A 19,750-nucleotide genomic window follows, 5' to 3' on the forward strand; every position below is an offset into this window, starting at 1 on the left:
AATCATGACACTGGCCGAGGCGCTCGCCAGCGAGCGTGAAAGAAGCCGCAAAGAAACCGAGGAAGCAGCCACAAGGCGGGAAGTCGGCAGGACCGTGTTGCAGGCGCTGGCGCAGCGCCTCAATGCCGACCCGCTGCCATCCTGGTTCTTCATCTCCAAGGGCGACGAGATTCTCGTCGCCCATACTCGTAACGGGGCGACATCACGCCAGCACGTCGGCACGTGGAGCGTTGCCGACGACATGCGTCTCGTCTTCGATGAGGAATCGACCGAGTGGATCACGGCCGAAAGCTGTGCACGCGTGCTCGACGAGGCGGTGAAGATCACCGCTAGGTTCATCGTCGATACCGAGAGCCGGATGCTGCCGGCCGTGCACGAGTTCGCCCAGTTGCCGCAGCGCGCCTGACGCTGCGGCACTCACGCAATTATTCTGCGGCGATCATAGCTGCAACGGCGGCATCGTGCGCGCCGTCATCCTGGCCGAGCATGCCCAGCGCGTGCAGATAGACTTCGAGCACCGCATCTTCTTCCTGGCGCTCGGTTGCGCTCTTCTTGCGCAGCCGCACCACCTGGCGCAGCACCTTGACGTCGAACCCAAGCCCCTTGGCCTCGAGAAACTTGTCGCGGATATCGCCGGCGAGCGCCTTCCTCTCTTCCTCGAGCCGCTCGATCTGCTCAACGAGCTGACGCAGCTGCTTTTGCGCCGAGGCCTGTAGCGTCGTCATCCCTCTTCTCCATACGTGATAAAGGAGAAGAAACGCTATTCGCCCCGCCTTGCCCCTTCAAGGCGAGCCCGCGAGCCATCCATAGAAATCTTCAATTGCCCCTGCGGTTTGTGTGTCACACTTCACAAACCTTCCGCATCCCTCTCGGCGATCCACAAAGTTCGCAACACGCAACTCCGCTGTCATCCTCGGCTTTATGCCGAGGACCCACAGCACCACAACTTCCGGCGCACAAGCGGATGAGTGGGGCCTCGGGACAAGCCCGCGGATGACATTGTGCACGGGCACGCATCTTGGCCGCGTCAGCGGCAAGGGCCCAAGGGGCCCCGCGCCCAATGACGCGGCTATCACCTTGCGGAACAAGCAGCCGCACAACAAGCTTGCCGCCGCTCGTGTCACCTAAAACTACTTATGACCACCCGCGCTCGACTGGGCGAACTTTGCCTTAGCTTCTGGCGAGGCCTCGGTCTGATAGCGCTGCTGCCATTCCTTGTATGGCATGCCGTAGATCAGCGCCCGGGCGTCGTCTTTCGAAACTTCAATGCCGCGCTCAGCCGCTGCGTCCTGATACCAGTTCGACAAGCAGTTCCGGCAGAACCCTGCCAGGTTCATCAAGTCGATGTTCTGCACATCGGTGCGCTCGCGCAGGTGCGCAACCAGCCGGCGGAACGCTGCCGCCTCGAGTTCGGTCGTGGTCTTGGGGTCGATGTCGCTCATCCTGTGCCCTCGTGCACCGTATAGGGCGGGGCCCCATCCGTGTCGGTATGCGAGCCGAAGTATTGCACTGCGTGCATTGCCTCGCGCAACTCGGTCCGAGCGAACACCGCCTGCACCGCTTCCGCAAGCCGCGCTGCCCACGCGAGCTGCCCTTCCTCGTTGCGAATGAGGTCCTGGCGGATCTCGATGATGGTATGTGCGATGCCGCGGCGCGTGCCGTGCTGCCACATGCAGTCGCCCGCGAGCTTGCCGTCGTAGGGCTCGTTCTCACCCACGACGATTTCCGGATCCGCGCGCAGCGCATCCAGCAGCGGCACCGAGAACCGGTAGTCGCGATCCCATAGGATCGCCCCGTGCCAAGGCCGAGGCACGCCCTTCCAGTTATCTGTGAAGCTATGGATCGAAAGCAGCGCTGGCGGCACACCGGCCCCGACGCAATCCTCGATCAGGTTGTCGACGCGCTGATGATAGGGTTCGTAATACTGGCGTACGCGCCGGTCGCGCTCCGCTGTATCGAGATGCCGATTCCCAGGCACCACCGCGCCATCGGAAATGCGCATGATCAGCGTCGGGTCATCGAGTCCCCGGTTGGGGTCGATCAGCAATCGTGAAAACCGCGTCAGGATTGCAGGCGCCCCGAGCAGCCGAGCGACATGGCGGGTAACGGCCGCCGCACCAATGTCATAGGCGATGTGCCGCTCCAGCTCGCCAGCGGGCAACCCCAGGGTACCGTACTCGAGCGGGAGCGCGTTGGTGGCGTGGTCGCACATGACCAAGAGACCAGCATCGAGCCGGCCCGGCACCACTTCATAGCTGTCGGTGACAAGGGGGTCGGCGAGCAGCAACCCACCGTGGCCGTCGGAGTCAGGCATCGCCTTTATATAGCTTTGCAGCGCTGTCACGAAAACTACCCAGAGGCATTTCAAACACTACCCGACCGAACTACCCGCGTCGGAGGAAGGCTTGACGCGGCAAACGCGATTGCGCAAACCAGCGTTCGGGCAGGGGGACGGGCTAGAATGACCGCTATCGGCGTTTCGGCGTATCGATCATTGGTCGAAGGCCGCGGACGGGGCGTGGCAACGCGTGCCGCTTCGCGTCTGTGCCGCGGTCAACCGCAATGCCGCCAAGTTCCTGTAAAACAAACACTGCACCCTGCCTTGTCGGGGCGAGTCTCCAAGGCCCGCCGCATGATTAACATTTCTGTTCGCCACAACCGCTCTCTCAGCGGAACCGAGCGCGGTGACGCACCACCGGCAGAACGAATTGCATAGGCGAGCGGAGCAGTCCAAAGTGTCGGCCGAACGGGGAAACAAGAAGTGGTGGCATCGAAGGCCCGGCTATGCGGCCTGCCTGCTCCTGCCGCTGCTCGGTTTCTCTGCGCAAGCTCACGCTGATCTCAAACTCTGCAACTCGACCTCAAGTCGCGTCGGCGTCGCCGTCGGTTATCAGGACGCGACCGGTTGGGCCACGGAAGGCTGGTGGAATATCGCCTCTCAAACTTGTGAAACGCTCCTTAAAGGGGCAGTGCCGAGCCGGTTTATTTACGTTCACGCCCTAGACTATGACCGCGGCGGCGAATGGGTCGGCACGAACTTCATGTGCACCGACGAAAAATCTTTTGCCATCCGCGGGGTTCAGGATTGTCAGAAGCGCGGCTATAAGCGCACCGGTTTCTTTGAAGTCGATACGGGCGAGTCGCAGGAGTGGACCATCCGCCTCACCGACCCCGAGGCGAGTGAAAAATGAGACGCAAAAGAAGGGTCAAGGTCGTCGCGACCTTAGGTCCCGCCTCCTCGGCCACTGAGATGATCGAACGGCTCTTCCTGGCCGGCGTCGACGTGTTCCGCATCAACATGAGCCACTCTTCGCACGACACCGCGCGTGCGTTGCAGAACTCCATTCGCTGGGTCGGAAAGCGCCACCGGCATCCGATCGGCATCCTCGCTGACCTGCAGGGCCCGAAATTCCGCGTCGGCGAATTCGCCGGCGGCCGCGTCTTCGTGAACGACGGCGCCATCTTCCGCTTCGAGCGCACCGAGCAGCCTGGCAACTCCGAATCCGTCTTCCTGCCCCACCCGCAGATTTTCGCCGCCGTCGAGCCCGGCCACACGCTGCTGCTCGATGATGGCAAGCTGCGCATGCGCGTCATCGAGAAGAAGCAGGGCTCCATCGCCGCCGAGGTACTGGTGGGCGGTGCCCTGTCGAGCCGCAAGGGTATCAGTCTTCCTGATACCCTCTTGCCGATTGGCCCGCTCACCGAAAAGGATCGCGCCGACCTCTCTTACATCCTCAAGCTCGGCATCGACTGGATTGCGCTGTCGTTCGTCCAGCGCGGCGAGGACGTGGAAGAGGTGCGCAAGGTCGTCGGTGATCGCGCCGCCATCCTCGCCAAGATCGAGAAGCCGTCCGCCATTGCCGATCTCGACGCCATCGTTGCGGCCGCCGACGGCCTGATGGTCGCGCGCGGCGATCTCGGCGTTGAAATGCCGGTCGAGCGCGTGCCCGGTCTGCAGAAGCAGATCACCCGCAAGGCGAGAGCTGCCGGTAAGCCAGTCGTCGTGGCGACGCAGATGCTGGAAAGCATGATCTCCTCGCCAGTCCCGACCCGAGCCGAGGTTTCGGACGTCGCTACCGCCGTGTTCGACGGTGCTGATGCCGTCATGCTGTCGGCTGAATCAGCCGTCGGCCAGTTCCCGATCGAGGCAATCCAGATGATGGATCGCATCGCCATCGAGGTGGAAGCAGACCCGGGCTACGACTCGATTATCCACGCCACCCAGACGGCCCCGCAGCCAACCGGCGCCGACGCCATCGCCACGGCAGCCCACGCCATCGCCGACACGGTGAAGCTGTCTGCCATCGTCTGCTACACGGCGACCGGTTCGACCGCCCTGCGCGTCACGCGCGAGCGCCCCAACCTGCCGATCATGGGCCTGACGCCCGTTGAATCGACAGCGCGGCGGCTTTCGCTCGTCTGGGGCCTGCATTCGGTGATGACGGGCGACCCGGCGACGCTGACTGACATGGTCAGCAAAGCCTGCCGCATCGCCTTCGACGAAGGATTTGTTCCACCGCACGGTGGACTGCTGATCACCGCTGGCGTGCCGTTTGGCTCGCCCGGCGCCACCAACATGATCCGCATCGCCTTCGTCGACGAGAACGGCGCCCCCTCGACCGAGATCCGCTGAGCGGTGACACGGGCTTTGAGAAGCTGTGTCACCCAACAACCAAAGAGACTATATCCCCTGCCCCTCGACCTCGACCGATAGCTCGTCGATGGCTTCCTTGGCGCCGCTCTGATGGGGGTTGATCTTCAGGATCTCGCGATACGCCTTCAGTGCTGCCTTCTTCTGACCGGTGTCACGCAGAATGCGCGCCAGCCCGTCGAGCGCTTTGTAATGGTGCGGATCGAGCGCTAGTGCGCGCCGCAGGTCACCAACCGCAGCTTCGTAATTGTCGAGCCGGAATTGCACAACCGCACGCCGGTTCCACCCCTCGGCGTAGTCGGGCATGAGCTCGACAACCGCATCGAGGAATTGCAACGCCAGCTCATCGTCCTTGTCGTTGAACGCTTTCGCCGCCCGGCTCATTAGAACGCCGACGGTATCGCTGCCAGACTGCTGCCAGACGCCTTCGATGGCCTGCTCGATGGGAGCCGCATCCGCCTCGCTCGGCGCTTGCGCAAGGTGCGAATAAAGTTCTGAGAGCAGCGCCTCCCGATCTTCCGGCACCGGCTTGTCAGCGGGCATCGCCGGCTTCGCCGACGGGAACACCGCACCTGGCGGCGCCGGAATCGGCGGCAGGTCGTTGTGCGGCGCTGGAAGAGGCTTCAGCTGATCGGCGCCCGGGAGGCTCTGGGCCTTGGCGGACATCTGTCCGCCGAAGGAGCCTGCAGCGGCCAGGAGGCCGCAAAGACCGAGGGCGATGAAGAGGCGAGGCATGGTGCTGCGCATCCGGCTACAATAGGACGTAGCAGCATGGGCGTCAAAAGGTGGCGAAGATTCGCCGCTCAGCCCTGCCGTGCCTTGAAGCGCTTCTGCACCTTGTTGATGATGTACACCTTGCCCTTGCGACGGACGAGGCGGTTGGCGCGGTGACGGCCGCGCAGTGATTTCAACGAATTCCGAACTTTCATCTCAACACCGAGTGATCAAAGGATGGTGGGCGCGACAGGGATCGAACCTGTGACCCCTACCATGTCAAGGTAGTGCTCTACCGCTGAGCTACGCGCCCCAGAGGCGTGCTTCTATGCGTTCGCCCCCCGCAAGGTCAACAGCTGATTGCAGGGTTTGGCGAGATCTTGCTCTAAGCGGCCAGCAAACGGTCCACTTCACGCACCAAATCCTTCAGATGGAAGGGCTTGGAGAGGACTCGCGCGTCCTTGGGTGCCGAGTTGTCGCTGTTGAGGACGACGGCGGCAAACCCCGTAATGAACATGATCTTGAGGTCCGGATCCAACTCGCTCGCCCGGCGGGCCAGCTCGATCCCATCCATCTTCGGCATCACAATATCGGTCAAAAGCAGCGTGAACGGCTCCGATTTCAGCCGCTCGAACGCTTCTTCCCCGTTGGGAAACGCGATGACATCGTAGCCCGCCTTCTTCAGGGCCCGGACCAGGAAGCCGCGCATCGAATCGTCGTCTTCGGCGAGCAGGATGCGGGAAATCGTTACACTAGAGGGCTTTGCGGTCATGGCTACTCTGAAACTGTCAGTTGGATGCGCCGGTCGATGCCACGCGCGGCCCCGACTGTGATTCGACTATGGTAAACGGCTGGTGAAGTGTCCGGCAGGAACCTGCCGAGCCCGTTTCGCCCTCCGCAACGAGAAACGGAGCACTAGCGCCCACCAGTGGACATAATGCGGCGACGTTGGCACAGTGAGCAAGGCCGGATGACACTGGTTGTTACGCCTTCTTTCAGTAGTGCGCTATTCCGGCAGCGACCAAGCCGTCTGTCCTGAACCGAATTGAGCCGGCGCCGGTCAGCGAAGAGGGATACCGCAAGAAGCATGCCCGCCCGCGACGGTCATCCTGTCCCCCCCGAGTTGTTGCCGCCTTACCAAGTGAGCGCGCCGGCAACTCCCATTGCCCCATTCGTTCTTTGCTCTCCCCACTCCGGCAATATCTATCCCGATAGCTTTATCGCTTCTTCCCGCCTCAACCCGCTTTCGCTGCGCAAGTCTGAGGACTGCCTCGTCGATCAACTATTCATGCCCGTCGCTGCGTGCGGAGTGCCCCTCATCACGGCGCGCTTTCCCCGCGCCTTCCTCGACGTAAACCGCGAGCCTTACGAGCTTGATCCCGACCTTTTCGACGAACCGCCGCCCGAATTCGCAAACACCCAGTCGGTGCGTGTCGTCGGCGGCCTTGGCACAATCGCCCGTATTGTCGCCGACGGCGAGGAGATCTACCGCGACAAGCTCCCCCTCAGCGCCGGCCTTGCCCGCGTCGAGCATCTCTACGTCCCGTTCCATCAGGCCTTGCGCGAACTCGTCGAGGCGACCCGCACGCGTTTTGGCTATGCCATTCTGATAGACTGCCACTCGATGCCCTCCGCCTCGATGGCGCCGTCCGGCGGCCCACGCCCCGATATCGTCCTTGGCGATCGCTTCGGCGCCTCGGCCGACAGCCGCATTACGCGCTTCCTGAAGGATGCCCTCACGAGCCTCGGCTACGAAGTGCACATGAACCGGCCATACGCCGGCGGCTACATCACCGAGCACTACGGACGTCCCGCGCGCGACGTCCACGCCGTGCAAATCGAGATCAACCGCGGCCTTTACCTGGACGAGATGAAGCTGCTCCCCACGGCCGGCTTCGCTGATTTGCAGCGCGACCTGCTCAGCCTCGCCGCGCCGCTGTTCAACGATTTGCCCGCTCTGCTCGAGCACCGCATGGCAGCTGAATAGGGAGCAACCCTCGCTGCATTGCAAAGCTATGCAAAACAATCATGCTGCAGCGCACAACGTATAGCTCACCGTCGCCGCGTGCCGCACGCGGAGCGGCCACGAAAAGCGCCCGAAGAACCTAGGATAATCGCTGCAAACGGCAGACGCCCGGCCGTCAGCGCGCCGCCGATGGGCGGCGGGCAAGAAAAAAGGGCCGTTCGGGTGTCGAACGGCCCAAGTCTAGGGAGGAAACGCCCAAGGAGGGCTACAACACCGGAGCAAGCTCACGATGTCGCATCGCAAAAGTTACTGGTGCGACGCAGCATAATCAAATGCATTTTTTGCAGAGCTGCCCTTCCAAAATCAGGGGCCCATGCAAATCTCGGCTACCAGTCACACCTCTAGAAGTCGAGCAGTACATTCCTACCACCCAAACGTGAAAAAAGGCCGTCCGGCGAACGAACGGCCCAAGTCTAGGGAGGAAACGCCCAAGTGGGCTAACGGTAGTCTGGAGCGACCAGCGCCACCGCGCACTTCACATATGAGACTGTTCGCATCTGCAATCAACGGAAGAGCGACGCTTGGTCCCGCATTGAGGGTATGATGTCACTAGACGGCAACAGCAATTGATTGTCGGACACATATATGAAAGATGCGCACTACAACGTGCAGACTAACCGCCGTGTTTGGCGGGTCTTATACTGAGATCTAACCTTATCGGGGCGGGCGAAATACTGTGGCAAATCGGACTCAGATAGATCTGCAGGCGCTCATCGATTTCGCTCAGAGCCTGGCTGACGCTTCTGGCGACGCCATTCGCCCGTATTTTCGCACGCCCATTGGCGTCAGCAATAAAGCGGACGGCGGCGACTTCGACCCCGTGACCGCCGCTGACCAGGCCGGCGAGCGCGTCATCGCCGAACTGGTCGCCCATGCTTGGCCGGAGCACGGCTTCGTCGGCGAGGAGCACGGCACCACGCGCGCCGACGCCCGCCTCCGCTGGGTGGTAGACCCTATCGACGGCACACGTGCCTTCATTATGGGCTGGCCCCTGTGGGGCACGCTCATCGGATTGCTCGATGACGGCGCCCCGGTCCTCGGCATCATGGACCAGCCGTTCACCCGCGAGCGCTTCTGGTCCGGCCAGGACGCAGCTTACGTCCGCACTGCCGATACGCCGGCAAAGGAGATCAGGACTCGCCCCTGTGCGTCGCTGTCCGACGCCATCCTCTCGACCACGCACCCGGATCTCTTTGCCACCGGATACGAGGCCGACGCCTTCGCGCGCGTCAAAGCCCGCGTGCGCATGACGCGTTATGGCGGCGACTGCTACGCGTATTGCCTGCTAGCCGCCGGCTTCTCCGACCTCGTCATCGAATCCGGCCTGAAGCCCTACGACATCGTTGCTCTCATCCCGATCATCGAGAAGGCGGGCGGCATCGTCACCACCTGGGACGGCCGCCCCGCGACCGAAGGTGGATGCATCATCGCCGCGGGCGATCCGCGTGTGCACGCCGAGGCCCTGGCCCTGCTCGCCGGCTGAGCCAACGGCACTCCCACCAGCGTAGCTTCGGCTTAGGCGACCTTCATCTCGACGCCCAGGTAGGCATCGATCGCAGCCCAGAAACGCGTGCGCACCGCATCATTCTCCTGCAGAATCTCGTGCTTCGAGCCTGGCATCAGGATGCACGAGGAGACCTTGGCGCGGACGGCGAAGTCCTCGATGGCCCGGGTCGACACGACGCTGTCGTTGCCGGCCGCGAACATCAGCAGCGGAATATTGATCTGCGAGGGAAAATCGGCCGCCTTGAGCATGTGGCAAGACCTCAGCGCGCTGCGCAGCCAGCCCACCGTCGGCGAGCCGATCCCGAGCGACGGCCTGAGTTCGAGCACCGCCTTCGTTCGCTGCCACCGCTCCGGATCGGACGTTAGCGCATTCCCCTCGAACTTGCGCATCGCATAGAGGTCGTCCGAACCGCCGACCACATAGGCGGTCGACATCCCCATTAGCGCGGCAACTTCGGAATAGATGCGCGCCCGCCGAGCCGTAGTGCCAAGTGATTCTTCGGCGATCGCGATCATCGGTGCCGTCAGAACCAGTCGTTCGAACCAGAGCCCCGGCATTGTCGCGTTGCGCAGCAGAATATTGCCGCCCATCGAATGTCCCAGGCCGATAAACGGCGGCGGGCAGTCGGGCAGCACGACGTCCTTCATGAAGCGGATGAGATCGCGGTCATACTCCCAGAAGCCGCGCACATGCCCCTTGCGCGGATTGGCCAGCATCCGCTGCGATCCACCTTGCCCGCGCCAATCCATCGTGGCGACCGCGAAACCGCGCCGTCTCAGATCGGCGATGACCTCGAAGTATTTTTCGATGAACTCGGCGCGCCCCGGCAGCAGACACACGGTTCCCCGTCGCGGCAGCCGGGTCGCGTCCCAACGCGCATAGCGTAGCTCGGCCCCGTCATAGCCATGAAAAGTTCCGACGGTTCCCCCGCTTGGGACCGGGTTCTTGGCGAGCGCCACGAGTTGCATCGCGCCTCCTTGGGCATTGCACGACTCTTCGCCGCCATCATACAGGCGGCGAAGAGTTGCGGCCATGCTAGCGCGATTGAGCGGCCGGAGGCTTTTAGTATGGCGCCCAGTGCCGGCGCGGTGGTCCCCAGGCATAAGGCCCCATCCGCGGTCCCAGCGGCCGCGCATCGACGATTTGCCCGGAACACCGATCGATCGTCAGGTCGAACAACCGCCCGCGCCCGCGCCGCGCCTTCACCAATACCACGTCCTCGCGTGGCTCCAGCGCGTGGAAGTCGTACCAGCCGGCATCGCGCAGGCGATCGCGCGCGACATCGCGCGGAATGCACCCGCGCTCCCGGAAGCGCGGTGGATAGGGAGGCTCGAAGTCATCGGGGACATCGGCGTAACGGTCGCCACGGGGTGGAGGTCCTTCGCCGTATCCATCGTAGGGCGGCTCGTAAAGATCGGCCGCATTGGCCGGCAGTGCGGTAAAGGCAAGTGACACGGCAAGCGCAGATGCCGCGGCGAGACGGGCGTACGCTGACATGTGTAAAGACTCCTTGGAGAGGAAGGTTGCGGCTGCTTCCCAAAGCCCCGCGAGGGTGACCCTCGCTACATGAACCGCACCTGAAGGGTGTTGGTTTCCTGTTGCCGCAAAGTGACTTGAGACCCCGCGCCACAGCCCGTCGACCTAACGCGTACCGGCGCCTTGAACCGCCTTCGGGCGCTCCTAAATACAGACTGTGCGCATGCCCCTCGGGGGTGCGCCACAAAGTGGTCGTCCGGCCATCACGGCGGACGCAACTGCATGTCGCTCAACTTCGGAGGATATGTCATGCGACAGTTTGATTTTGCCCCTCTCTATCGTTCCACCGTTGGTTTCGACCGTCTTGCCAAGCTGCTCGACGGCGTCAGCGGTCTTGAGGCTTCCGACGGCTACCCGCCGTACAACATCGAACGCCTCGGCGAGAACGATTATCGCATCACCATGGCGGTCGCCGGCTTCAACAAGGATGAGTTCAAGATCGAGGTCAAAGAACAGACCTTGGTCGTCTCGGGCGAGAAAGAACCCGAGAAGAAGGATCGCGTGTTCCTGCATCGGGGCATTGCCGCCCGCTCGTTTGAGCGCCGCTTCCAGCTTGCCGACCACGTCGAAGTGAAAGGCGCCGACTTCACCGACGGCCTGCTGCACATCGACCTCGTCCGCAATCTTCCCGAGCGGATGAAGCCGCGCACCATCTCCATCGGCGTCGGCCAGAAGCAGATCGAGGCAACCACAGCCTAAGGCCGAGCCAGAAACGTCAAGTTTACCCGCGTGAAGCTCCCCAGGGGGCGGTCGCCCAAGTCGGCGGCCGCCCTTTCTGCGAATCCCTCGGCCATTGACGCCTCGCTGCTATTGTGTAGGCGGCAGAAATCTGCGAAGCTCGGCTGAAAGGTCAGTACTCCTGTCCTTTATGGATCGTGGCAGCGGGTGCCTGGCGGGGCTCGGCTGCTGCTGCCATAGCGGCGGGAGTGAGCGAGGTGTTCGAAGATGCGGGCCGCTTGGCCCCTGCAGGATCGCTCAAGGTCCAACTGCAGCGCCCGGGCAGCATCCCCCAGCAATACCGCTCCGCTTCATCTGACGTTCTTGACTAACGCCGCTTGAGACCGATCAATCGATCTTTCGCGGCTCACCAAGCTATCCGCCCTGAGCATAGTGCTGAATGCAGCGTCCCCGCACCGAGGTCGCAGTATGACGAAGACCCGAGAAATGAGCGAATTCGAAGCCGACATGATCGAGAACGCAACGCCGCCGGCTCAGGGCCTTTACGACCCTGCGAACGAGCACGATTCCTGTGGCGTTGGCTTCATCGCTGACCTCAAGGGCCGCAAATCGCACCAGATCGTCTCCGACGCTCTGCAGATTCTCGCCAACCTCGAGCATCGCGGTGCCGTGGGTGCCGACCCGCTCGCGGGCGATGGCGCAGGCATCCTCATTCAGATCCCGCACGACTTCCTGAAGGACGAGTGCAAGAAGCTCGGCTTCTCCCTGCCCCCGCCGGGCCGCTATGCCGTCGGCCACATTTTCATGCCGCGCGACGAGCGCCTGCGCGCCCATTGCGAGCGCGTCTGGACGCGCATCGTCAAGGAGCAGGGCCTTGAGCTGATCGGCTGGCGCTCCGTGCCGGTCGACAACTCGTCTATGTCTGAGCTGGTCATCGCCACCGAGCCAGTGCACCGCCAGGTGTTCATCGGCCGCCCCTCGACCATCCTCGATCAGGACGACTTCGAGCGCCGCCTCTATCTGACGCGCAAGATCGTCTCCAACTCGATCCAGCAGGCCTACAAGAACCGCGACATCGGCCACTACACCGTGTCGCTGTCTTCGCGCACCCTGGTCTACAAGGGCATGTTCCTGTCCTACCAGGTGAAGGCCTACTACAAGGACCTCTCCGATCCGCGCTGCGTATCGGCAATGGCGCTCGTGCATCAGCGCTTTTCGACCAACACCTTCCCATCGTGGAAGCTCGCGCACCCCTATCGCATGGTCGCGCACAACGGCGAGATCAACACGCTCCGCGGCAACGTCAACTGGATGGCGGCGCGCCAGGCGTCGGTGTCGTCCCCGCTGTTCGGTGAGGACATCTCCAAGCTGTGGCCCATCTCCTATGAAGGCCAGTCGGACACCGCCTGCTTCGATAACGCGCTCGAATTCCTCGTGCTCGGCGGCTACTCGCTAACGCACGCCGCGATGATGCTCATTCCCGAGGCCTGGGCTGGCAATCCGACTATGGATCGCAAGCGCCGCGCGTTCTACGAGTATCACGCCTGTCTCATGGAGCCTTGGGACGGCCCGGCCGCGATGTGCTTCTCCGACGGGCGCCAGATCGGCGCCACGCTCGACCGCAACGGCCTGCGTCCCGCGCGCTATCTCGTCACCAAGGACGACCTCGTCGTCATGTCCTCTGAATCGGGCGTGCTCCCGATCCCCGAGGAAAAGATCGTCCAGAAGTGGCGCCTGCAGCCCGGCAAGATGCTGCTCATCGACCTCGAAAAGGGACGCATCGTCTCCGACGAGGAACTGAAGGCCGAGATCTCCGCTTCCAACCCGTATGAGACGTGGCTGAAGCGCACGCAGATTCTCGTCTCTGACCTTCCGCTTCCCAAGAGCCGCTCGACCGCGAAGAAGTCCAACGTCTCTCTGCTCGATATGCAGCAGGCGTTCGGCTACACGCAGGAGAGCCTCAAGCTGCTCATGATGCCAATGGCGCAGAGCGGCCAGGAAGCCATTGGTTCGATGGGCACCGACACGCCGATCTCGGTGCTGTCGTCGAAGTCCAAGCTGCTGCACACCTACTTCAAGCAGAACTTCGCTCAGGTGACGAACCCGCCGATCGACTCGATCCGCGAAGAGCTCGTCATGAGCCTCGTCTCGTTCATCGGCCCGCGCCCGAACATTCTCGATCTCGAAGGCACCTCGCGCCAGAAGCGCCTCGAGGTCTATCAGCCGATCCTCACCAACGAGGATCTGGAGCGCATCCGCCAGATCGGCGAGGTGAAGGACAACGAGTTCTCGTCCATCACCCTCGACATCACCTACGCCGCCGAGAAGGGCGCCGCGGGGATGGCGCCGGCGCTCGACTGCGTCTGCGCCGAAGCCGAGGAGGCCGTGCGCTCGAAGGAATACAACATCATCATCCTGTCCGACCGCGCCGTCGGACCGGACCGCATTCCTATTCCTTCCTTGCTCGCGACGTCGGCGGTTCACCACCACCTGATCAAGCAGGGCCTGCGCACCTCCGTCGGTCTCGTCGTCGAGACGGGCGAAGCCAACGAGGTGCATCAGTTCTGCACCCTTGCCGGCTACGGCGCCGAGGCGATCAACCCTTATCTCGCCTTCGAGACGCTCGAAGCGATGCTCCCCGAGATCGACGAGAGCATCACGCCCGAAGAAGTGAAGACGCGCTACATCAAGGCGGTCGGCAAGGCCATCCTCAAGGTGATGGCCAAGATGGGCATCTCCACCTATCAGTCGTACTGCGGCGCACAGATTTTCGACGCTGTCGGACTGCGCTCATCGTTCGTGAAAAAGTACTTCACCGGCACGCACACGCAGATCGAAGGCGTCGGCCTGCGCGAGATCGCGCAAGAGACGGTCGACCGTCATGCAGCTGCCTTCGGCAACGTGCCTGTGCTGGATAACGCCCTCGACGTCGGCGGCGAATACGCCTTCCGCGTGCGCGGCGAATCTCACGTTTGGCGCGCCTCGGTCGTCGCCGACCTGCAGCACGCCGTGCGCGGCAACCTGCCGGATAAGTACCGCGCGTTCGCCAAGCAGGTGAACGAGCAGTCCGAGCAGCTCATGACCATGCGCGGCATGTTCCGCATTCGCTCTGCCGAAGCGCTCGGCCGCACGCCCGTGCCGATCGAGGAAGTCGAGCCCGCATCCGAGATCGTCAAGCGCTTCGCCACCGGCGCCATGTCCTACGGCTCCATCAGCCGCGAGGCGCACACGACGCTCGCCATCGCCATGAACCGCATCGGCGGCAAGTCGAACACCGGCGAAGGCGGCGAAGAGACCGATCGCTTCCAGCCGATGGCCAACGGCGACTCCATGCGCTCGGCCATCAAGCAGGTGGCTTCCGGCCGCTTTGGCGTGACGACGGAGTATCTCGCCAACTCCGACATGATCCAGATCAAGATGGCGCAGGGCGCAAAGCCCGGCGAAGGCGGCCAGCTGCCCGGACACAAGGTCGATAAGGTCATCGCCAAGGTGCGCCATTCGACCCCGGGCGTCGGCCTCATTTCGCCGCCCCCGCACCACGACATCTACTCGATCGAAGATCTGGCCCAGCTCATCTTCGACCTGAAGAACGTGAACCCGCGCGCCGCCATTTCGGTGAAGCTCGTCTCTGAGGTCGGTGTCGGCACCGTCGCCGCCGGCGTCGCCAAGGCACGCGCCGACCACGTCACCATTTCCGGCTTCGAAGGCGGCACTGGCGCTTCCCCGCTCACCTCCATCAAGCACGCCGGTTCTCCCTGGGAGATCGGCCTCGCCGAGACGCATCAGACTCTCGTGCTCAACCGTCTGCGCGGCCGCATCGCCGTTCAGGTCGACGGCGGCCTGCGCACAGGTCGCGACGTCGTCGTCGGCGCGCTTTTGGGGGCCGATGAGTTCGGCTTCGCCACGGCCCCGCTGATCGCCGCCGGCTGCATCATGATGCGCAAGTGTCATCTCAACACCTGCCCGGTCGGCGTCGCCACGCAAGACCCGGTCCTGCGCGCCAAGTTCCAGGGCAAGCCCGAGCACGTCATCAACTACTTCTTCTTCGTCGCCGAAGAAGTGCGCGAGTACATGGCCGCTCTCGGCTACCGCAAGTTCGACGAGATGGTTGGCCAGACCGAAGCCCTCGACAAGGATCGCGCCATCCAGCACTGGAAGGCGCGCGGCCTCGACTTCTCCAAGGTCTTCTACAAGCCGAAGATGCCGAAGTCGGTCGCCGTCTATCATTGCGAATCCCAGGACCACGGCCTCGAGAAGGTGCTCGACAACAAGCTGATCGCTATCGCTCAGCCTGCTCTCACGTCCAAGAAGCCGGTCAAGGCCGAGTTGCCGATCGTCAACGTCGACCGCTCCGCCGGCGCCATGCTGTCGGGCGAGGTCGCCGCACGCTACGGCCACGCCGGCCTGCCCGAGGACACCATATGGCTGACGCTGACCGGCACCGCCGGACAGGCGTTCGGCGCCTGGGCTGCACACGGCGTCACGCTCGACCTCGTCGGCGAAGGCAACGACTACGTCGGCAAGGGCCTCTCGGGCGGCAAGATCATCGTCCGACCCAATGCTCTTTCCGGCATCAAGCCTGAGGAAAGCATCATCGTCGGCAACACGGTGATGTACGGCGCCATCACCGGCGAGTGCTATTTCCGCGGCATCGCCGGCGAGCGCTTCGCCGTGCGTAACTCCGGCGCCACCGCCGTCGTCGAAGGCACTGGCGATCACGGCTGCGAATACATGACCGGCGGCGTCGTCGTCGTCCTCGGCCAGACCGGGCGCAACTTCGCGGCCGGCATGTCGGGCGGCATCGCCTACGTCCTCGATGAATCCAGCAACTTCGAGCAGAAGTGCAACATGGCCATGGTCGAACTCGAGCCCATCGAGGCCGAGGAAGAGATCATGCAGCGCTTGATGGGCCAGCAGGGCGACCTGGAAAGCCACGGCCTCGTCGACATCATGAGCGACATGACCAAGCACGACGCCGAGCGCCTCTACACGCTCATCGCCCGTCATGCGCACTACACCAATTCGGCCAAGGCGAAAGCCATCCTCGCCGACTGGCGCGGTTACTTGCCGAAGTTCAAAAAGGTTATGCCGGTCGAGTACCGCAAGGCACTTATCGCCATGGCCAAGGCGCAGGCGGCCGATAAGGACGGTCTCGATAAGATCGAGATCGGTTTGAAGTTGGCCAAGGCTTGAGGAATTTCGCCTCTCCACGCAACGATGGCCGAGGCCAACGGCGAGCCGTGAGTGCTCGCCGCCGCGAATAGGGAACGGGTATGGGAAAGGTTACGGGCTTCCTCGAGTTCAACCGGCTGGAGCGCAAATATGCGCCCGTCGCCGAACGCCTCAAGCATTGGAACGAGTTCGTCGAGCCGCTGAGCACCGAGGAAACGAAAGTCCAGGCAGCCCGCTGCATGGACTGCGGCATCCCCTATTGTCACACCGGTTGCCCGGTGAACAACCAGATCCCCGACTGGAACGACCTCGTCTACCACTCCGACTGGAAGGCGGCGGCGCAGAACCTGCACTCGACCAACAACTTCCCCGAGTTCACCGGCCGCGTTTGCCCCGCGCCGTGCGAGGCTGCGTGCACGCTCAACATCGATGACGTGCCGGTTGCCATCAAGACCATCGAGTGCGCCATCGCCGACCGCGGCTTCGCGGAGGGCTGGATCGGCCCGCAGCCCCCCGAGACCAAGACCGGCAAGCGCATCGCCATCGTCGGCTCCGGCCCGGCCGGCCTCGCCGCCGCCCAGCAGCTCGCCCGCGTCGGCCACGACGTCCACGTCTACGAGAAGAACTCCAAGCCCGGCGGCCTGCTCCGCTATGGCATCCCTGACTTCAAGATGGAAAAGGCGCTTATCGACCGCCGCGTCAAGCAGATGGAAGCCGAAGGCGTCACCTTCCATTGCAACGTCCACGTCGGCAAGACGATCACTGCCAAGGAACTCGAGGACAGCTACGACGCCGTGCTGCTTGCCGGCGGCTCCGAAAAGCCGTTCGACTTCTTCACCGCCGCGACCGGCCGCGATCTCGACGGCCTGCACTTCGCCATGGATTTCCTGCCGCAACAGAACCGCCGTGTTTCTGGCGAGGTTCCGCCTGCCATCACCGACGCGAAGGAAATCCTCGCCAAGGACAAGCACGTCATCGTCATCGGCGGCGGCGACACCGGCTCGGACTGCATCGGCACCTCACTGCGTCAGGGCGCCAAGTCGGTCACTCAGCTCGAAATCATGCCGATGCCGCCCGAGAAGGAGAACAAGGCGCTCTCCTGGCCGCACTGGCCGCTGAAGCTGCGCATCTCCACCAGCCAAGCCGAAGGCGCGAAGGTCGAGTACTCGGTCTCGACCACGCACTTCTCCGGCGAGGACGGCAAGGTGAAGAAGCTGCACTACGTACACGTCGACCAAAAACTTCAGCCGATCCCCGGCACCGAAGCCGAGCTGCCGGCCGACCTTGTGCTGTTCGCGATGGGCTTCTCGGGGCCGGTCGACGACGACATCGTCAAGGAGCTGAGCCTGCCCGTCGTCGCACGCGGCCGCTTCAAGGGCATCGAAGCCAACGAGCAGGACTACAAGGTTCCGGGCCAGTCTAAGGTATTCGCCGCCGGCGACATCCGCCGCGGACAGTCGCTCGTCGTGTGGGCGATCCGCGAGGGCCGTCAGGCAGCCCAGTCGATCGACAGATTCCTCATGGGCAAAAGCCTCCTGCCGCGCTGAGCTGGGGTCGCGCTACGCCACAGTAGAGAGCCTCGGGCTGGTCCCGAGGCTTGGGTTGCCGCAACCACGACACCAATTGCTGGAACGATGACCGCCTACGGACGTTGGGGCTTAGCCGGTAGCTTTAGCGCTGCTCGGCGAAGCGCCTGCACCAGGGGGATCATCAATGCAAAAGTTTGCTACAGCCGCGATCACTGCGGCAGCCATCATCGCCATGAGTGCTACGGCAGATGCCGCCAGCCGCGCAACGCGTACTGCTGTCGGCGCTGTAGCCGGCGGTCTCATCGCCGGCCCTGTCGGCTTTGTTGGCGGCGGCGCAATCGGCTACGTCGGCGGCCGCAGGATCAGTTGTGACCTCGGCCTCGAACGCTGCCGCCGTTACCACAGGCGCCACAAGCACCGCCGCTGAGAGAGCCTCGATGCCGGCCCGCGGGCCTCTAAGCGCGAGCAAGCCCCCAAGCTTCTCAGCGAGTGTCAGCCTCAAAAAGAAAACTACCGATTGCTGCCCGTAGACCCATCGCCGGGCACCATCGCCGGAGGCTCGCCGACCTGTGCCGACGCTGTGGGCTGCACGCGCGGCCAGGTGAAATCGTCGGCGCGGCCTGGCTTCGGCGGCAGACGTTCGCCCTTCTCCAGCACGCGGAAGTAAGCGCTCTGCGTCGGTGACATACGCCGTCGCGTCGGATCTGAGTTGCGCGCCGGCGTGATCGAACTCATCACCGTCAAGCCGCCCGGGATCTGATCGACCAGCACGTCGCCCATCGACGCCGCCTTGTCGTTGCTCTGCTTGCGCGTGACCAGCGCCACGATGGAAGCGGGAATGGCGGGACGCACGATATCGACCGTCACCACCTGCTCGGTACCTTCAGGACCGGGAATGCGGATATCGACCTTGCCGGTTTCCAGCCGCTGGTCGCGCGCGCTGCCATCGCCATTGCCGGCGTTCGCCATCGCAGCCGAGCCCGAACCGCCTTTGGCGTTCTTCGCAGCACGCTCGCGCGCAGCCTCTTCGGCACGCAGCCGCACCTTCTCCGGATTGACGCGCGACTGCTCGGCCGCATCGCCAGCGAGCGGGATCGAGCGCTCCGTGCGCGCCTGGGCGATGTCGCGCTTCAGCTCACGCTCGACGAAATGCGCCAGCTTCAGGTAGCCGGCCTCGCTGAAGTGCACACCATCAGGGTCGCGCAACCTGCGACTCTTGCCGGTGATATCCGGGCCCCAATCGCTGTAGCCGCCGTTCTCATCGATGAAGCTCGCATATGCGTCGATGTAGCGGACGCCGTTGAGATAGGCGCGCTCGCGAATGACGTCATTCATCCGCTGTGCGCGCTCGTTGTCCTGCCAGCGGCGCATGTTGGGCAGACCGATCCAATAGACAGCGCGGTTGCCCTTCCTCAGGGCCCGCATCACGCGGTCGATGCGTGCAGCGTATTCGTTGCGCCACTCATCGATGTTTTCGGCCGACCGCCGCCGGTTGAGGCTGTAGCGGTCCTGTGCGCCGACCATGACGATGGCGATATGGCTTGGATCGGAGGTGAACGCCTGCTCCAGCGCCCCGAGTTCGGTGGTGGAGTTGCTGCGCATGAGACCTGGAAGGTCATAGCGCTTCGGTGCGATCGAGACGCCCTGGCCGCTGAAGGCCTGCACCAGACCGCCGAGCAATCCCTCGGCCAGCCAGTCACCGACGAGCTCCACCTGATAGACGTCATTCTCTGGAAACGGCGTGATGAAGCTGCCGCCAAGCCCCTGCTCCTGCGCGCCGGCAGGCACCACCCGCACCATGAGGAGCGCGGAGAGAGCGAGGGTTAATAGGGCGCGCAGCATCGAAGATCCCCTGCTGAGCCGGCCGAGCCGAATCCATCGGCGACGCAGCGGCATATTCGCCACTGCGTCGCCTAAGGACAAGGCAGAAACGTGAC

The 19,750-nt window shown here is 63.4% G+C and carries 18 protein-coding genes and 1 tRNA gene; 9 read left to right on the plus strand and 10 right to left on the minus strand.

From position 1 onward, the window contains the following. Positions 1–4: 4 nt before the first annotated feature. Complete coding sequence (locus tag NDB2M4_RS00915; RefSeq protein WP_072369117.1) at positions 5–406, plus strand: hypothetical protein; 402 nt, start codon at positions 5–7, stop codon at positions 404–406. Positions 407–425: 19 nt separating this feature from the next. On the opposite strand, the gene NDB2M4_RS00920 is transcribed toward NDB2M4_RS00915, so the two are convergent. The 3 genes from NDB2M4_RS00920 to NDB2M4_RS00930 form a co-directional block, all read right to left on the minus strand. Continuing rightward, a complete protein-coding gene (locus NDB2M4_RS00920) occupies positions 426–725 on the minus strand; it encodes a DUF2312 domain-containing protein (protein ID WP_072369118.1) in 300 nt (99 codons plus the stop codon). Between the two features lie 405 nt (positions 726–1,130). Then, positions 1,131–1,442 carry a DUF1244 domain-containing protein gene (locus NDB2M4_RS00925; RefSeq protein ID WP_072369119.1) on the minus strand — a complete coding sequence of 104 codons (312 nt, stop codon included), beginning with the start codon at positions 1,440–1,442 and terminating at the stop codon, positions 1,131–1,133. Continuing rightward, positions 1,439–2,344 (minus strand): N-formylglutamate amidohydrolase, encoded by a 906-nt coding sequence (locus tag NDB2M4_RS00930; protein WP_244536014.1) that lies wholly within the window; start codon positions 2,342–2,344, stop codon positions 1,439–1,441. The genes NDB2M4_RS00925 and NDB2M4_RS00930 overlap by 4 nt, the downstream gene beginning before the upstream one ends. Before the next feature lie 451 nt (positions 2,345–2,795). Here NDB2M4_RS00930 and NDB2M4_RS00935 point away from each other — a divergent pair, with 451 nt between their 5' ends. Both NDB2M4_RS00935 and pyk read left to right on the plus strand, forming a co-directional pair. Then, on the plus strand, positions 2,796–3,191 hold the full coding sequence (locus tag NDB2M4_RS00935) for a DUF1036 domain-containing protein (RefSeq protein WP_072371544.1): 396 nt from the start codon (positions 2,796–2,798) through the stop codon (positions 3,189–3,191). Beyond that, positions 3,188–4,633: a pyruvate kinase gene (gene pyk, locus NDB2M4_RS00940; RefSeq protein ID WP_072369120.1), complete on the plus strand. Its 1,446-nt coding sequence runs from the start codon at positions 3,188–3,190 to the stop codon at positions 4,631–4,633. Before NDB2M4_RS00935 ends, pyk begins: the two co-directional genes overlap by 4 nt. A 48-nt stretch (positions 4,634–4,681) precedes the next feature. Here the strand turns inward: pyk and NDB2M4_RS00945 are convergent, their stop codons facing one another. The 4 genes from NDB2M4_RS00945 to NDB2M4_RS00960 all read right to left on the minus strand — a co-directional run bounded on the left by NDB2M4_RS00945 (position 4,682) and on the right by NDB2M4_RS00960 (position 6,137). Then, the gene (locus NDB2M4_RS00945; protein ID WP_072371547.1) at positions 4,682–5,386 is read right to left on the minus strand and encodes a tetratricopeptide repeat protein; all 705 of its coding nucleotides are present in this window, start codon (positions 5,384–5,386) and stop codon (positions 4,682–4,684) included. Between the two features lie 68 nt (positions 5,387–5,454). Then, on the minus strand, positions 5,455–5,580 hold the full coding sequence (gene ykgO, locus NDB2M4_RS00950; RefSeq protein WP_072369121.1) for a type B 50S ribosomal protein L36: 126 nt from the start codon (positions 5,578–5,580) through the stop codon (positions 5,455–5,457). A gap of 23 nt (positions 5,581–5,603) precedes the next feature. Continuing rightward, positions 5,604–5,678, minus strand: a tRNA-Val gene (locus NDB2M4_RS00955). A 72-nt stretch (positions 5,679–5,750) separates the two neighbouring features. Beyond that, a complete protein-coding gene (locus tag NDB2M4_RS00960; protein WP_072369122.1) occupies positions 5,751–6,137 on the minus strand; it encodes a cell cycle two-component system response regulator CpdR in 387 nt (128 codons plus the stop codon). Positions 6,138–6,452: 315 nt separating this feature from the next. Here NDB2M4_RS00960 and NDB2M4_RS00965 point away from each other — a divergent pair, with 315 nt between their 5' ends. Further along, entirely contained in the window at positions 6,453–7,352 is a 900-nt protein-coding gene (locus NDB2M4_RS00965) for an N-formylglutamate amidohydrolase (protein ID WP_072369123.1), read from the plus strand. 715 nt (positions 7,353–8,067) lie between these two features. Next, on the plus strand, positions 8,068–8,874 hold the full coding sequence (gene hisN / locus NDB2M4_RS00970; RefSeq protein WP_244536015.1) for a histidinol-phosphatase: 807 nt from the start codon (positions 8,068–8,070) through the stop codon (positions 8,872–8,874). 32 nt (positions 8,875–8,906) lie between these two features. Here the strand turns inward: hisN and NDB2M4_RS00975 are convergent, their stop codons facing one another. Beyond that, positions 8,907–9,866, minus strand: a complete 960-nt coding sequence (locus NDB2M4_RS00975; protein ID WP_072371552.1) for an alpha/beta fold hydrolase — start codon at positions 9,864–9,866, stop codon at positions 8,907–8,909. Positions 9,867–9,960: 94 nt separating this feature from the next. Further along, positions 9,961–10,395, minus strand: a complete 435-nt coding sequence (locus NDB2M4_RS00980; protein ID WP_072369124.1) for a hypothetical protein — start codon at positions 10,393–10,395, stop codon at positions 9,961–9,963. Positions 10,396–10,683: 288 nt separating this feature from the next. Here NDB2M4_RS00980 and NDB2M4_RS00985 point away from each other — a divergent pair, with 288 nt between their 5' ends. The 4 genes from NDB2M4_RS00985 (at position 10,684) to NDB2M4_RS01000 (ending at position 18,240) form a co-directional block, all read left to right on the plus strand. Beyond that, positions 10,684–11,133 (plus strand): Hsp20 family protein, encoded by a 450-nt coding sequence (locus NDB2M4_RS00985; RefSeq protein ID WP_072371555.1) that lies wholly within the window; start codon positions 10,684–10,686, stop codon positions 11,131–11,133. A gap of 465 nt (positions 11,134–11,598) precedes the next feature. Next, positions 11,599–16,305 (plus strand): glutamate synthase large subunit, encoded by a 4,707-nt coding sequence (gltB, locus tag NDB2M4_RS00990; RefSeq protein WP_244536057.1) that lies wholly within the window; start codon positions 11,599–11,601, stop codon positions 16,303–16,305. An 80-nt stretch (positions 16,306–16,385) separates the two neighbouring features. Continuing rightward, a complete protein-coding gene (locus tag NDB2M4_RS00995) occupies positions 16,386–17,831 on the plus strand; it encodes a glutamate synthase subunit beta (protein ID WP_072369126.1) in 1,446 nt (481 codons plus the stop codon). Between the two features lie 166 nt (positions 17,832–17,997). Beyond that, complete coding sequence (locus NDB2M4_RS01000; RefSeq protein ID WP_072369127.1) at positions 17,998–18,240, plus strand: hypothetical protein; 243 nt, start codon at positions 17,998–18,000, stop codon at positions 18,238–18,240. Positions 18,241–18,323: 83 nt separating this feature from the next. Here the strand turns inward: NDB2M4_RS01000 and NDB2M4_RS01005 are convergent, their stop codons facing one another. Beyond that, positions 18,324–19,655 carry an SGNH/GDSL hydrolase family protein gene (locus tag NDB2M4_RS01005; RefSeq protein WP_083555586.1) on the minus strand — a complete coding sequence of 444 codons (1,332 nt, stop codon included), beginning with the start codon at positions 19,653–19,655 and terminating at the stop codon, positions 18,324–18,326. Positions 19,656–19,750: the final 95 nt, after the last annotated feature.

The organism is Hyphomicrobium sp. NDB2Meth4 (genome assembly GCF_900117445.1).
Taxonomy (GTDB): domain Bacteria; phylum Pseudomonadota; class Alphaproteobacteria; order Rhizobiales; family Hyphomicrobiaceae; genus Hyphomicrobium_A.